The organism is Belnapia rosea (assembly GCF_900101615.1).
GTDB lineage: Bacteria > Pseudomonadota > Alphaproteobacteria > Acetobacterales > Acetobacteraceae > Belnapia > Belnapia rosea.
Genome location: NZ_FMZX01000001.1, coordinates 521446 through 533924, shown reverse-complemented (window position 1 = coordinate 533924; position 12479 = coordinate 521446). Strand labels below are relative to the sequence as shown.

The following is a 12479-nucleotide window of genomic DNA, read 5'->3' as shown; positions in this document are numbered from 1 at the left end:
GGCGCGGCTGGGGGCGATCTAACGACCCGCCATGGCCGAACGCAACGCAACCCCTGCCCCATCTCCGCTGGCAACCGCCCCACGGTCGCCGCTCCCGCTGACGACCCCGCTGGTCTGGGCCTGGGGTGGCGTGCTGCTGACGGTGACCACCTGGCTCACCGCCATCATCGCCTTGTTCCGCAGCATTGGCGGGTTGTTCTCCTGATGCTGCAACAGGCTCTCGGCGCCTGGGTCGGCCTCCGCACCCGCTGGCGCGGGCTGGCGCTGCCCATATTCGCCTCCCCGCTGCTGCCGGCGGCGCTCCTCTTCGCCATCGACGGGAACGAGCGGGCGGTGACCGGCTCCGCCCTCGGCTTCGGGCTCAGCCTGCTGGCGGCACGGGCGCTGCGCCGCGGCCGCACCGGCGATGGCAACCGCGCCTCCTGGTTGATGGCGGCCGGCACCGGGCTGGCCGCCGGCCTGGCCGGGGATCTCGGCACGCCCATGTCGCTGATCATGGGGGCTGGCGCCCTGTTCGGCACGCGGATGATGTACCAGGCCCTGCCGGAGACCGCCCCGCCACCACCGCCTGAGCCGCCGCCGCCCGCCCCCGCCCCGCCCGGCCCGATCGAGGAGAGCCGCGCCCGCCTCGCCCGTATCGAGGCGGTGGCAGCGCGCCGGGCGGACCCGAAGCTGCAGGGCGTCGCCTCCGCGATGGAGGGGGTGCTCGACGACCTCACTGCCCATCCCGACCGGCTGCCCCAGGCTCGCCGCTTTCTCGCCGTACATCTGGACGGCCTGGAGCGCATCACCGACCGGCTCGAGGCTGGCGCAGCACCGCCCCCCGGCCTGCCCTCGCTGCTCGATGAGTTGAGCCGGACGGCGGGGGAACTGCGCGAGCGGCTGACGCGTGAAGAGAGCGCGGCGCTCGAGATCCAGGTGAAGGTGCTGTCCGACCGCTTGCGCGAGGAAGGCTTCCGATGAGCAACACGACCGAGAAGACAGTCGCGCTGGAGCCGGTGCTGCCGCCGCGCGAGGCGGAGGTGGCGCGGCTCGCGGCCCATCTCGATATCGCCGACCCGGCCAGCATCCTCCGCTTCGGGCAGGAGGCGCAGAACCGCGCCACCATCGCCGCGGATGCCATGCTGGAGGGCGCCCGCAACCGCGAGGCGGGCGAGGCCGGCGTTACCCTCTCGACGCTGATCGGCACGCTGCGCGGCTTCGACATGCGCGGCCTCGGCGAGAAGACGGGCTGGCTGGCCCGCCTCTTCGGGCGCGCCAGGGCCGAGACGGCGCGGGTGCTGCAGCGCTACGAGAGCATCAAGAGCCAGGTGGAGGCGGTGGGCGACAAGCTCGACACCCATCGCACCCGGCTGCTCGAGGATGTGGAGAAGCTGGAGCGGCTCTACGGCGCGACGCTCGAATGGTTCCATGCCCTCGGCGACCATATCGCCGCCGGCGAGACCGTGCTCGGGCGCATCGAGCAGGAGGCGATACCCGCCATGGCGAAGGAGGTCGAGGGCGGCGACTCGACCGCCGCGCAGAAGCTGCGTGACCTCCGCTCGGCCCGCGACGAGCTGGAGCGGCGTGTCCACGACCTGCGCCTGACGCGCCAGGTGGCGATGCAGGCGCTGCCCTCCATCCGTCTGATCCAGGAGAACGACAAGGCGCTGGCCGCCAAGATCCAGAGCGTCATCGCCAATACCGTGCCGCTCTGGCGCCAGCAGCTCGCCCAGGCGCTGGCCATCCAGAACATGCGCGAGGCCGGGCGCACGCTGAAGGAGGCGACCGACCTCACCAACGAGCTGCTGACCGGCAATGCCGAGCGGCTGCGCCAGGGCAACATGGAGGCCCGGCAGCAGATCGAGCGCGGCGTCTTCGACATCGAGGCGGTGAAGCGGGCCAATGCCTCGCTGGTCGCGACCATCGAGGACAGCCTGCGCATCGCCAACGAGGCCCAGTCGCAGCGTGCCAGCGCGACGAAGGAGCTGGAGAAGGCCGAGGGCGAGATCCGGCGGGTGCTCACCGCGGCCCGCGCCTCCGGCTCCCCCTCCCGGCCGCTCTGAGCGGCCCACCGGGCCCGCGGGGTGCGGGCCCGGCCAGCGAGGCTTACTGCACCATCGTGCCGTAGAAGGCCTCGCGCACCTCGTTGGCAGCGGGACCCCCATTGGTCGCGGTCTGCGTCATGACGATGATCGCCAGCCGGTTCACCGGGTCGATGAAGAAGCCGGTGCCGTAGATGCCACCCCAGCCATAGGTGCCGGCGGGCTGGCGCGTCTTCGCTGCCGCCGGGTCGGTCACCACGCTGAAGCCGTAGCCAAAGTCATAGCCCGGGCCACGCAAATTGACGGGCAGGCCGCCGGTCTGGCCGCGCGTCATCGCCGCCACGGTCTCGGCCCTGAGGATCCGCACGCCGTCCAGCTCGCCGCCGTTCAGCAGCATGCGGGTGAAGCGCGCATAGTCGCCGATGGTCGCCGTCGCGCCGGCGCCGCCCGAGGGATAGGCCGTGCGGCTGAAGGCGCGTTCCGGGTCCGAGACCCAGGTGCCGCGCGACAGCGGATAGGGGATGCGCTCGCCGGAGCGGATTGGCCGGAGCGCGCCATCGACCGGATGCATCGCCGTCACCATGCGGGCCCGCTCGCTCTCCGGCACATGGAAGGCGAAGCTGGTCAGCCGCAGCGGCCCGGCGATCCGCTCCTGGATATAGGCGTCGAGCGGCTTGCCGCTGACCCGCTCCACCACCGCGCCGAGCACATCCGTCGCCAGCGAATAGGCCCAGAGCGTGCCGGGCTGCGCCTGCAGCGGGGCACGCGCCAGGCGGCGCATGTTGTCGCGCGTGCTGCGGCCGGGCGCGGCAAGCCCATCATCCACCCCCTCCCGCGCATAGGCCTCGACGATGCCGGGGACATTGAGGAAGTTATAGGAGAAGCCGCCCATATGCCGCAGCAGGTCGCGGATCGTCGGCTGCCGCGCCGGCACCAGCCGGCCATTCGTCTCGCGTATCCTGAGGTCGCGGAACTCCGGCAGGTGCTTCGCCAGCGGGTCCTCGAGGCGGAGGCGGCCATCCTCGACCAGCGTCATCACCGCGACGCTGGTGACGGGCTTGGTCATGGAGGCGAGGCGGAACAGGCTGTCGGGCCCGATCGGCTCCGCCGCGCCCGGCACGCGCGGGCCCTGGGCGCCCTGGTAGAGCACCTCGCCATCCGCCCGGACGACGACGGCCGAGATGCCGGCGACCTTGCCGCTCTCCACCTGCTGGCGCAGTGCGGCATCGAGCACGGATTGGCGCGAGGGCTGCGCCGCGACCGGCGCCTCCCTCTGCCCGGCACAGGCGACGAGCGGCAGCAGGGCAAGCGCCCAGAGATGGCGACGCAGCATCATGGCATCTTCCCCCAACCCGATTCTTGCTTGGACACGCGAAGGCTATGTCGGCCGCGCCGGCCGGGCAATGCGCGCTCTTGACGGCATCTCAGGCTTCGTGACGAAAGGGTAGAGACCAGGGAGGTTCATAACCATGCTCACCCGCCGCGCCGCGCTCGGCACCGGCCTCTTGCTGGCCGCGCCCGCCATCGCCCAACCCAGCTGGCCGAACGGCCCGATCCGCCTGGTCGCCCCCTTCCCGCCCGGCGGCAGTGTCGATGCCATCTCCCGCCTGCTGCAGCAGCCGCTCTCGGCCTCGCTCGGCGTGCCGGTGGTGGTCGAGAACCGCGCCGGCGCCTCGGGCGCCATCGGCACGCGCGACGTCGCCCGCGCCGCCCCCGACGGCAACAGCTGGGTCCTCGTCTTCGACACCCATGCGGTGAACCCTGCGCTGATCGCCAATCTCGGCTTCGACACCCAGAAGGACCTGGCGCCGGTGCTGCTGATCGGCACCACGCCCATGCTGATCAACGCCTTCCACACCCGCCCCTGGCAGGATTTCGGGGCGCTGGTCGCGGCGGCCAAGGCGAAGCCGGAGACGATCACCTACGGCACCATCGGCAACGGCTCCCTCGCGCATCTGACGATGAAGCTGGTGGAGCGGGAGCTCGGCATCAGCCTGGTCCATGTGCCCTATCGCGGCGGCGGGCCGCTCGGCGTCGCCGCCAGCTCGGGCGAGGTGGACCTGCCGACGGCAACCGGCACCATCTTCGTCCCGCAACTCGAGGCGAAGACCATCCGCCCACTCGCCAGCACCGGGACAAGGCGCTCCAGCGTCGCGCCGCAGGCGCCGACGCTCACCGAACTCGGCGTGAAGGTGACGGCGGAGGCCTTCTGGGGCGTGCTCGGCCCCGCCGCCACGCCGGCGCCGATCCGCGCCCGCATGGAGGCGGCGCTGCGCGATGCCCTGGCCGTGCCGGCGGTGCGCGAGCGCCTTACCGGCACCCTCGGCGTTGATGTCGACCCCAAGGGCGAGGCCGAATTCGCCGGCTTCCTCGACCGGTCGATTGAGACCTGGGGCCGCGTCGTGCGCGAGAACGGCATCCGGCCCGATTGATGCGCCGCCGCAGCCTCCTGGCGGGACTCGCCCTGCCCGCCCTCGCCCCGGCCCTGGCCCGGGCGCAAGCCTGGCCCCATGGCCCGATCCGCATCATCGCCCCCTTCCCGCCCGGCGGCAGCGTCGACACCATTGCCCGGCTCCTGGTGCCATCGCTGCAATCCGCCCTCGGCGTGCCGGTGGTGGTGGAGAACCGCTCCGGCGCGGCCGGCGCCCTCGGCACCGGCATCGCGGCGCGGGCGGCGCCGGACGGCCAGAGCTGGGTGCTGGTCTTCGACAGCCACGTGACGGTGAATGCGCTGAATCCCTCCGCGGGCTTCGACGCGCGGCGTGACTTCGCGCCGGTGATGCTGATCGCCAGCGCCCCCATGCTGCTGACGACGCCGGCGAACCGTCCCTGGCGGACAGTGGCGGAGGTGGTGGCCGCGGCCAAAATGCGGCCAGAGGCCACCACCTATGGCACGGTCGGTGCCGGCAGCCTCGCTCATCTGTCGATGGAGGTGCTGCAGCAGCGTGGCGGCTTCCGGCTGACCCATGTGCCCTATCGTGGTGGCGGGCCGCTGGCGACGGCGGCGGTCGGCGGCGAGATCGACCTCGCCATCGCCTCGCGCGTCGGGCTCGGCGGGCAGGTCGGGACCAGGCTGCGGGCGCTGGCGCAGACAGGGGCGAAGCGCTCGCCCTCCCTGCCCGACCTGCCTACTATTGCCGAATCCGGCTTCCCCGGCTTCGATGCCGAGGCCTTCTGGGGGATGCTTGGCCCGGCCGGGGTACCGGCGCCGATCCTCGCCCGATTCCATGCCGCCCTTGCCGCCGCGCTCGCCGAGCCAGCGACGCGCGAGCGCCTGGTGGAAGGCCAGGGCGTCGATATCGTGGCCTCCTCCCCTGAGGGATTCGGCGCCTTCCTCGACCGGCAGATCACCACTTGGAGCCGGGTGGTGAGCGAGCGGGACATCCGCGCGGATTAGGGCAGCCGGCCTGCGCGGGACGTTTCCGGTCCGAAAATTCCCCTGGCCAGCCTCAACGAGGCCGAAATAATATTGGCTGGTGGAGGAGTGCTGGGATGGCTGGATCCGACTTGCGGCGCTTTGCTGCGGCAGAGATCGTTCTGACCAGGGAAGACGCCTACGCCGTCATCCGTTTCTTCTGGAATGATGTCGGCGTGCTCCCGGAGGCATTCACCGATGCCGATGTGAATTTCGCTCAGGGCCTGCTCGTCGAAGCCGTCGATGCGACCTATGCCATGGGCTACGTCCAGATCGTGTTCGACACCTTCTTCATGAAGGTGCCGCGCGACCTGAACAACCTGTTCGGCATGTTGAAGAAGGTGGCGAAGGCTTCCGCGAAACACTGGTGGAGGCATGCGACGGAGAAGGATCTCGCCGATCCGAAGATCTACGAGACCGTCCGGATGACCTTGGCTCGCAATTTCCGCCTATCCTGGGAGATCCGCAAGCAGACGGGCGAGTTGACCTACTGAGGCCTGCTGCCCCTGCCTTGCGGCGCTTGACCGCCGCGCCACTCCGCTGTCCCATCAGGCCAGCCAAGAAGGAGGGACAAGTCCATGCGCGCCTGGGCCGTGGTCGAGACGGGACAACCGTTGCAGGAAATCGAGATGCCGACGCCCGAGCCCAAGGGCGCCGAGGTGCTGCTCGAGGTGACGCATGCCGGCGTCTGCCATTCCGACCTGCATATCTGGGAAGGCGAGTACGACCTCGGCAGCCGCGGCAAGATGCGGCTGACCGATCGTGGGGTGAAGCTGCCGCTCGCCATGGGGCATGAGATCGTCGGCCGGGTGGTGAAGCTCGGGCCGGAAGCCGAGGGCCAGGGCAGCAAGGTCGGCGACATCCGCGTCGTCTATCCCTGGGTCGGCTGCGGCAAATGCGCCGTCTGCCAGCGCGACGAGGAGAACATGTGCCTCAATGGGCGCAGCCTCGGCGTCTACCAGAATGGCGGCTATGCGACGCATGTGCTGGCGACGCATGTGAAGCACCTGATCGACATCGAGGGCGTCGACCCCTCGCTGGCGGCGACCTACGCCTGCTCGGGCGTCACCGTCTATTCGGCGGTGAACAAGCTGATGCCGCTGGAGCCGGATGAGCCGGTCGTGCTGGTCGGCGCCGGCGGACTCGGGCTGAACGCCATCGCCATCCTGAAGGCGCTCGGCCATCGGCGCATCTGCGTGGTCGACGTCGCCGAGGACAAGCTGGCGGCCGCGAAGAAGCAGGGCGCGACCGACACCGTGCTCGCCTCCGGCGAGGACACGACGCAACGCATCATCGAGGCCTGCGGCGGGCCGGTGGCGGGCGTGGTCGATCTGGTGAACGGCACCCAGACCGCGCGCTTCGCCTTCGATGCGCTGCGCAAGGGCGGCAAGCTGGTCCAGGTCGGGCTGTTCGGTGGCGAGATGAACATCCCGCTGCCGCTCATGCCAATCAAGGCGCTCACCGTCCAGGGCAGCTATGTCGGCAACGTCAAGGAGCTGCGGGCGCTCATCGACATCGCCAAGCGGGGCCAGATCCCGCCCATCCCAGTCGAGAACCAGCCGCAGCGCAATGCCGATGCCGTGCTGCACCGGCTGAAGGAGGGCAAGATCACCGGCCGCGTGGTGCTGGTCGCCGGATAGGCGGTCAACCCTCCTCCGGGATGTCCCAATTCTCACCCCAGCGGTCGAGATAGGTGATGTCCCGGAGTGGGCCCCGGCCGACCGGGCCGAAGCGGCCCATCGGGTAGCCGATGGGCAGGATGGCGTAGGAATGCACGCCAGGGGGCAGGCCAAGCGCCGCCTCCGCCTCCTTCTCGTACAGCAGGTGCCGCGTCGTCAGCGTCGCGCCGAGGCCCAAGGCCCGCGCCGCCAGCAGCATGTTCTGCACGGCGGGATAGATCGAAGCGCCGGACCACCGCGTCGGCTTCTCCTCGGCGATGCAGGCGACGATCCAGACCGGCGCCTCGTGGAAATGCTCGGTGAGGTACTCGACCGCGGCATGCTGTCTTGCATAGCGCTCCGCCGTGGTGCCCGGCGGTGGGGCGCTGCCGGCATAGCGCGGCCCGATCACCTCGTCATAGGCGCGCTTGTACCAGACCTGCACCGCCTGCTTGATCGCCTGGTCCTTCACCACCAGGAAGCGCCAGCGCTGGGTGTTGCCGCCATTGGCCGCCGAGGCGCCGGCGCGGAGGATCCTGGCGATCAGCGCATCCGGCACCGGATCCGGCTTCAGCCGGCGCATGGCGCGGGTGCCGTGCAGGATCTCGAAGACATCGGTCATGGGCAGGCTCCTCCTCCGCCCGCCGAGCCTGTCATGGCAGGCTCAAAGCGGCCAGGGGGCGCCGGTGACGGGCTCGCCCGGCGGGTCCGGCAGGGCGGGGATGGCGGCGATGGCACGCTCGTGCTCGCCCGGCCGGCCGCGATACTCCTCCGGCGCCTGCCCCGGCGGATAGGCGCCGACCACCAGCAGATCGGCGCTGGCACCGAGGTTGCGGTGGCCGGTGCCGGCCGGCAGCACCACCACATCCCCGGCCTCGAGGTCGAGTGCCTCGCCCCCTTCCCCGCCCAGCATCACCCGCACGCGGCCACGGGCAATGGCGAGCGCCTCATGCGCATTGGGGTGGTAGTGGTGATAGGGGTAGATGCCGTTGCGCCAGGCCGGCGGCCAGCCATGGCGGGCGAAGAGCGCCTCCGCGGCCTCCGGCTGGCCGGGTGGGATTGCACCGCGATACAGCAGCGCCGGCAGGCGCGGATTGTTGGGAATGGTCCCGTCATCGGCGAAGACCAGCAGTTCCGGCGTCATGGCGAACCCTCCTGCCGGCTGAAAACACCTCGTCGAAAATCGTTCCAATTCGCCGTGAGCGGAATAGGCTCACAAGCCTGAGGGAGGAACTGACATGTCAGGACTGATCAGGCTGCGGGGCTTCATCCAGGCCATGACGCGGCTGGCCGATGCCGATACCAGTGAGCGCGCCTGGCTGACGGAGGGCGCCGACCTGCTGCGCGGCCTTGTCGCCCAGGATGACTGGCTGCCGGACTCGATGGCCGAGGACGGCCCCACCTACCGGCAGTACCTGCTGCACTGCGACCCGGCGGAGCGTTTCTGCGTCGTCAGCTTCGTCTGGGGGCCGGGCCAGCGGACGCCCATCCACAACCACACCGTCTGGGGCCTGGTGGGGATGCTGCGCGGCGAGGAGGTCTCGACCGAGATGGTGCCTGACCCGGCGGGCGGCCCGATGCGGCCCGGCCGAGTGGACCGGCTCCGGCCCGGCGAGGTGGTGCCGGTTTCGGCCGATACCTACGACATCCACATCGTCGAGAATGCCTTCAGCGACCGTGCCAGCATCAGCATCCATTGCTATGGCGGCAATATCGGCGCGATCCCGCGCAGCGTCTTCGACCCGGCGACCGGCGCGGCGCGGCCCTTTATCTCCGGCTACCACAACAGCGCCGTGCCCAATCTCTGGGACCGCAGCCGCGAGCTGGCCGCCTGAGGCGGTTGGCGCAGCGCCCGGCTTCGATCAGCCCTGCATGGGCCGGTGATTCACGCCCCGGGTGTTTCCACCCAGGGCGATCGCGGGCTATCACCCCGGCATGACCGAAACGCCCGAAGGACAGGCCATGACCGAAACCCTGCCGGATCGCCTGGCGACCGACCCCCGCAGCCCGTTCCACGATGCGGCACTGCTGTCGCGGGGCATCGGCATCCGCTTCAACGGCGCCGAGAAGACCAATGTCGAGGAATACTGCGTCAGCGAGGGATGGGTGCGGGTCGCGGTCGGCAAGACGCTCGACCGCAAGGGCAACCCGATGACCATCAAGCTCAAGGGAACGGTCGAGCCGTATCTCCGGGAAGAGGCCTGAGCCCCCTGGGCCCGGGGACAAAGCCATCCCCGGGCCGGTGAGCCTGCCTTACAGCTTCACCTTCAGCCAGTTGCCGATCTCGCCGACGATGCCGCGGCGGAAGGCCAGCACGCAGATCACGAAGATTACGCCCTGGATCACCGTGACCCAGGCGCCGAGCTCTGCCAGGTAGTTCTGCATCGTCACGATCACCGCGGCGCCGATCACCGGCCCGAAGACCGTGCCAAGCCCGCCCACCAGCGTCATCAGCACCACCTCGCCCGACATCGACCAATGGACATCGGTCAGGGTGGCGATGCCGAAGACGAGCGACTTGGTGGCGCCGGCCACCCCCGCCAGCCCGGCGGAGAGGATGAAGGCCAGTAGCTTGTAGTCATCCGTCCGGTAGCCGAGCGAGGTGGCGCGCGGCTCGTTCTCGCGGATGGACTTCAGCACCATGCCGTAAGGCGAATGGATGATCCGGTGGATCATCAGGAAGCCGAGGATGAAGATACCGGCCACCAGCCAGTACATCGCCATGTCCCTGTCGAGCGACACCACCCCGAGCAGGCTGCCGCGCGGAATGGCCTGGATGCCGTCCTCGCCGCCGGTGAAGGGGGCCTGGACGCAGACGAAATAGATCATCTGCGCCAGCGCCAGGGTGATCATGGCGAAGTAGATGCCCTGGCGGCGGATCGCCACCCAGCCGGCCACCGCCCCGAGCGCCGCCGCCGTGGCGCCGCCGATGATGATGGCGAGTTCCGGCGTCGCCCCCCAGACCTTGGCCGCATGGCCGGCGAGGTAGCCCCCCATGCCGAAATAGGCGGCATGGCCGAAGCTCAGGAGCCCGACATAGCCGATCAGCAGGTTGAAGGCGCAGGCGAAGAGGGCGAAGCAGAGCAGCTTCATCAGGAAGACGGGGTAGAGCACGAAGGGGGCGATGGCCAGGAAGACCAGCATCACCCCGAGCGCGCCGAACTGCGCCCGTGAGAAGCCCCAGATGCCATGCGCCTCCTCCGCCGGGGCGGGGATGGCATTGGCGGTGATGGTCGTTGAGTCGGCCATGTCAGGCCCTCCCGAACAGGCCGGCGGGCCGTGCCAGCAGCACGATCGCCATGATGACGAAGATCACGGTGGCCGAGGCCTCCGGGTAGAACACCTTGGTCAGCCCCTCGACGATGCCGAGGCCGAAGCCGGTGATGATGGAGCCGAGGATCGAGCCCATCCCGCCGATCACCACCACCGCGAAGACGACGATGATGAGGTTGGTGCCCATCTGCGGGTTCACCGAATAGATCGGCGCCGCCAGCACGCCGCCGATCGCCGCCAGCGCCACGCCGAAGCCGTAGGTCAGCGTCACCATGCGGGGCACGTTGACGCCGAAGGCCTGAACCAGCGGGGCGTTCTCGGTTGCGGCACGGAGATAGGCGCCGAGCCGGGTCTTCTCGATCAGCAGCCAGGTGGTGAGGCAGAGGATGAGCGCCGCGATGACCACCCAGCCACGATAGATCGGCAGGAACATGAAGCCGAGATCCCAGGCGCCCTGCAGCTCGGCCGGGATGCGATAGGGCAGGCCGGAGGAGCCGAACTGGTTGCGGAACACGCCCTCGATGATGAGGCCGAGGCCGAAGGTCAGTAGCAGCCCGTAGAGGTGGTCCAGCTTGTAGAGCCGGCTGATCATCAGCCGCTCCATCACCACGCCGGTGAAGCCGATGATGATGGGCACCAGGATCAGCGCCCACCAGTAATTCAGCCCGGCCCATTCGAGCAGCATCCAGGCGGCGAAGGCGCCCATCATGAACTGCGCGCCATGGGTGAAGTTGATGATGTTGAGCAGCCCGAAGATCACCGCCAAGCCCAGCGACATCATCGCATAGAAGGCGCCGTTGATCAGGCCGAGCAGCAACTGCCCGAAGAGCAGTGGTGCGGGTATGCCGAAGATGTCGTCCATGCGCGTCGTCGGTCCTTAACTACGGATAAAGGGGCAACCGCCTTCCGCCAGCGGCCGGGCGGCCGCCTCGGCGGATGTGGTCGCCACGAGCTTGTGCACGTCGAAGGGGCCGCGGCTCTCGGCCGGGCTCTTCACCTGGAAGAGGTAGCCGGGCGTCAGCTTGCGCCCATCGGCGCGAATGGTGCCGGGGCCGAAGGCATCGTCATCCGTCGGCATCGCCTTCATGCGTTCCACCACCTCGAGGCCGGAGGCGCGGGCGCGGGCCGGGCCGAGATCCTTCACCGCCTTCAGGTAATGCAGCGTCGCGCCGTAGCAGCCGGCGCAGGAGGCGGTCGTGACCCGGCCCTGGAGCTTGCCCCGCACCCGCTCGCTGAAGGCGCGGGTACGGTCGTTGAGGTCCCAGTAGAAGCTCTCGGTCATCAGCAACCCCTGCGCCTCCGGCAGGCCGAGGGAGATGCTGTCCACCACGGTCATCAGCAGCGCCGCCAGCTTCACCCCCTGCCGCAGCAGGCCGAATTCGCGGGCCTGCTTGATGCAATTGACGAGGTCGGCGCCGGCATTGGCGAGGCCGATGACCTTCGGCTTCGTCGCCATCGCGCCGAGCAGGAAGGAGGAGAAGTCGGTCGTCGCCGGGAAGGGATAGCGGGCGGCGCCGAGCACCTTGCCGCCCGCCGCCTCGATGAAATGGCTGGTATCGGCCTGCAGCGCATGGCCGAAGGCGTAGTCGGCGGTGATGAAATACCAGGTATCGGCGCCCTGCCGCACCATCGCATCGCCCGTGCCCTTGGCCAGCATATAGGTGTCGTAGGTGTACTGGATGCTGTTCGGGCTGCACTGCGCCCCGGTGAAGACGGTCGAGCCGACGCCGGAGCCGAGCACGACCTTGTTCTTCTCCCGCGCGATGCCGGAGACCGCCAGCGCCACCGCACTGTTCGGCAGGTCGATGACCGCCTCCACCCCATCACGGTCGAACCATTGCCGGGCGATATTGGCGCCGATATCGGGCCTGTTCTGATGGTCGCCGACGATGACCTCGACCGCCATCCCGGTCGCGGCCGAGAATTCCTCGGCCGCTTGGCGGGCACCGGCGAAGCTGCTCGGCCCCGTCAGGTCGCGATAGGGGCCGGACATGTCGGTGAGCACGCCGAGGCGGAGCGGCCCCGGCTGGGCTCGCGCCGCCCCGGCCACGGCCATGCCGGCCCCGGCGAGCAGCAGGTCGCGGCGCTGCAACGGCATGGCCCGCCCTC

General features: G+C 69.7%; 15 protein-coding genes. 9 read left to right on the top strand and 6 right to left on the bottom strand.

Annotated elements, in window-relative coordinates; translation table 11 throughout:
• The first annotated feature begins 31 nt into the window (after positions 1-31).
• The 3 genes from BLR02_RS29235 to BLR02_RS02600 are packed head-to-tail and all read left to right on the top strand — an operon-like array spanning position 32 to position 2045.
• Complete coding sequence (locus BLR02_RS29235) at positions 32-205, top strand: hypothetical protein (protein ID WP_176849344.1); 174 nt, start codon at positions 32-34, stop codon at positions 203-205.
• A complete protein-coding gene (locus tag BLR02_RS02605; protein ID WP_090660166.1) occupies positions 205-963 on the top strand; it encodes a hypothetical protein in 759 nt (252 codons plus the stop codon). The genes BLR02_RS29235 and BLR02_RS02605 overlap by 1 nt, the downstream gene beginning before the upstream one ends.
• A complete protein-coding gene (locus tag BLR02_RS02600) occupies positions 960-2045 on the top strand; it encodes a toxic anion resistance protein (protein ID WP_090660163.1) in 1086 nt (361 codons plus the stop codon). The genes BLR02_RS02605 and BLR02_RS02600 overlap by 4 nt, the downstream gene beginning before the upstream one ends.
• 43 nt (positions 2046-2088) lie before the next feature.
• Here the strand turns inward: BLR02_RS02600 and BLR02_RS02595 are convergent, their stop codons facing one another.
• Positions 2089-3360, bottom strand: coding sequence for a serine hydrolase domain-containing protein (locus BLR02_RS02595; protein ID WP_090660160.1), 1272 nt, complete (start codon positions 3358-3360; stop codon positions 2089-2091).
• A 133-nt stretch (positions 3361-3493) separates the two neighbouring features.
• On the opposite strand from BLR02_RS02595, the gene BLR02_RS02590 reads away from it, so the two are divergent.
• The 4 genes from BLR02_RS02590 to BLR02_RS02575 all read left to right on the top strand — a co-directional run bounded on the left by BLR02_RS02590 (position 3494) and on the right by BLR02_RS02575 (position 7079).
• A complete protein-coding gene (locus BLR02_RS02590) occupies positions 3494-4456 on the top strand; it encodes a Bug family tripartite tricarboxylate transporter substrate binding protein (RefSeq protein WP_090560821.1) in 963 nt (320 codons plus the stop codon).
• Complete coding sequence (locus tag BLR02_RS02585) at positions 4456-5421, top strand: tripartite tricarboxylate transporter substrate-binding protein (protein WP_090560820.1); 966 nt, start codon at positions 4456-4458, stop codon at positions 5419-5421. The genes BLR02_RS02590 and BLR02_RS02585 overlap by 1 nt, the downstream gene beginning before the upstream one ends.
• A 95-nt stretch (positions 5422-5516) precedes the next feature.
• The gene (locus tag BLR02_RS02580) at positions 5517-5933 is read left to right on the top strand and encodes a hypothetical protein (RefSeq protein ID WP_090560819.1); all 417 of its coding nucleotides are present in this window, start codon (positions 5517-5519) and stop codon (positions 5931-5933) included.
• 84 nt (positions 5934-6017) lie between these two features.
• A complete protein-coding gene (locus BLR02_RS02575) occupies positions 6018-7079 on the top strand; it encodes an alcohol dehydrogenase (protein WP_090560818.1) in 1062 nt (353 codons plus the stop codon).
• A gap of 4 nt (positions 7080-7083) precedes the next feature.
• Here the strand turns inward: BLR02_RS02575 and BLR02_RS02570 are convergent, their stop codons facing one another.
• Entirely contained in the window at positions 7084-7719 is a 636-nt protein-coding gene (locus BLR02_RS02570; protein WP_090660157.1) for a nitroreductase family protein, read from the bottom strand.
• A 42-nt stretch (positions 7720-7761) separates the two neighbouring features.
• Positions 7762-8241 (bottom strand): cupin domain-containing protein, encoded by a 480-nt coding sequence (locus BLR02_RS02565; RefSeq protein ID WP_090660154.1) that lies wholly within the window; start codon positions 8239-8241, stop codon positions 7762-7764.
• A gap of 94 nt (positions 8242-8335) precedes the next feature.
• Here BLR02_RS02565 and BLR02_RS02560 point away from each other — a divergent pair, with 94 nt between their 5' ends.
• Positions 8336-8932 carry a cysteine dioxygenase family protein gene (locus tag BLR02_RS02560; protein ID WP_090660151.1) on the top strand — a complete coding sequence of 199 codons (597 nt, stop codon included), beginning with the start codon at positions 8336-8338 and terminating at the stop codon, positions 8930-8932.
• A 127-nt stretch (positions 8933-9059) separates the two neighbouring features.
• Positions 9060-9302 carry a DUF3297 family protein gene (locus BLR02_RS02555; protein WP_090560814.1) on the top strand — a complete coding sequence of 81 codons (243 nt, stop codon included), beginning with the start codon at positions 9060-9062 and terminating at the stop codon, positions 9300-9302.
• A gap of 48 nt (positions 9303-9350) precedes the next feature.
• Here the strand turns inward: BLR02_RS02555 and BLR02_RS02550 are convergent, their stop codons facing one another.
• The 3 genes from BLR02_RS02550 to BLR02_RS02540 are packed head-to-tail and all read right to left on the bottom strand — an operon-like array spanning position 9351 to position 12468.
• Complete coding sequence (locus BLR02_RS02550; protein WP_090560813.1) at positions 9351-10346, bottom strand: branched-chain amino acid ABC transporter permease; 996 nt, start codon at positions 10344-10346, stop codon at positions 9351-9353.
• Between the two features lies 1 nt (position 10347).
• Positions 10348-11232 carry a branched-chain amino acid ABC transporter permease gene (locus tag BLR02_RS02545; RefSeq protein WP_090560812.1) on the bottom strand — a complete coding sequence of 295 codons (885 nt, stop codon included), beginning with the start codon at positions 11230-11232 and terminating at the stop codon, positions 10348-10350.
• Between the two features lie 15 nt (positions 11233-11247).
• Positions 11248-12468 carry an ABC transporter substrate-binding protein gene (locus BLR02_RS02540; protein WP_090560811.1) on the bottom strand — a complete coding sequence of 407 codons (1221 nt, stop codon included), beginning with the start codon at positions 12466-12468 and terminating at the stop codon, positions 11248-11250.
• Positions 12469-12479: the final 11 nt, after the last annotated feature.

Bases quoted from the DNA above. Each gene is read 5' to 3' on its own strand.
- BLR02_RS02605 (WP_090660166.1), top strand. From the start codon at position 205: ATGCTGCAACAGGCTCTCGGCGCCTGGGTCGGCCTCCGCACCCGCTGG.
- BLR02_RS02575 (WP_090560818.1), top strand. From the start codon at position 6,018: ATGCGCGCCTGGGCCGTGGTCGAGACGGGACAACCGTTGCAGGAAATC.
- BLR02_RS02560 (WP_090660151.1), top strand. From the start codon at position 8,336: ATGTCAGGACTGATCAGGCTGCGGGGCTTCATCCAGGCCATGACGCGG.
- BLR02_RS02595 (WP_090660160.1), bottom strand. From the start codon at position 3,360: ATGATGCTGCGTCGCCATCTCTGGGCGCTTGCCCTGCTGCCGCTCGTC.
- BLR02_RS02545 (WP_090560812.1), bottom strand. From the start codon at position 11,232: ATGGACGACATCTTCGGCATACCCGCACCACTGCTCTTCGGGCAGTTG.
- BLR02_RS02540 (WP_090560811.1), bottom strand. From the start codon at position 12,468: ATGCCGTTGCAGCGCCGCGACCTGCTGCTCGCCGGGGCCGGCATGGCC.
- BLR02_RS02555 (WP_090560814.1), top strand. From the start codon at position 9,060: ATGACCGAAACCCTGCCGGATCGCCTGGCGACCGACCCCCGCAGCCCG.
- BLR02_RS02590 (WP_090560821.1), top strand. From the start codon at position 3,494: ATGCTCACCCGCCGCGCCGCGCTCGGCACCGGCCTCTTGCTGGCCGCG.
- BLR02_RS02565 (WP_090660154.1), bottom strand. From the start codon at position 8,241: ATGACGCCGGAACTGCTGGTCTTCGCCGATGACGGGACCATTCCCAAC.
- BLR02_RS02580 (WP_090560819.1), top strand. From the start codon at position 5,517: ATGGCTGGATCCGACTTGCGGCGCTTTGCTGCGGCAGAGATCGTTCTG.
- BLR02_RS29235 (WP_176849344.1), top strand. From the start codon at position 32: ATGGCCGAACGCAACGCAACCCCTGCCCCATCTCCGCTGGCAACCGCC.
- BLR02_RS02600 (WP_090660163.1), top strand. From the start codon at position 960: ATGAGCAACACGACCGAGAAGACAGTCGCGCTGGAGCCGGTGCTGCCG.
- BLR02_RS02585 (WP_090560820.1), top strand. From the start codon at position 4,456: ATGCGCCGCCGCAGCCTCCTGGCGGGACTCGCCCTGCCCGCCCTCGCC.
- BLR02_RS02550 (WP_090560813.1), bottom strand. From the start codon at position 10,346: ATGGCCGACTCAACGACCATCACCGCCAATGCCATCCCCGCCCCGGCG.
- BLR02_RS02570 (WP_090660157.1), bottom strand. From the start codon at position 7,719: ATGACCGATGTCTTCGAGATCCTGCACGGCACCCGCGCCATGCGCCGG.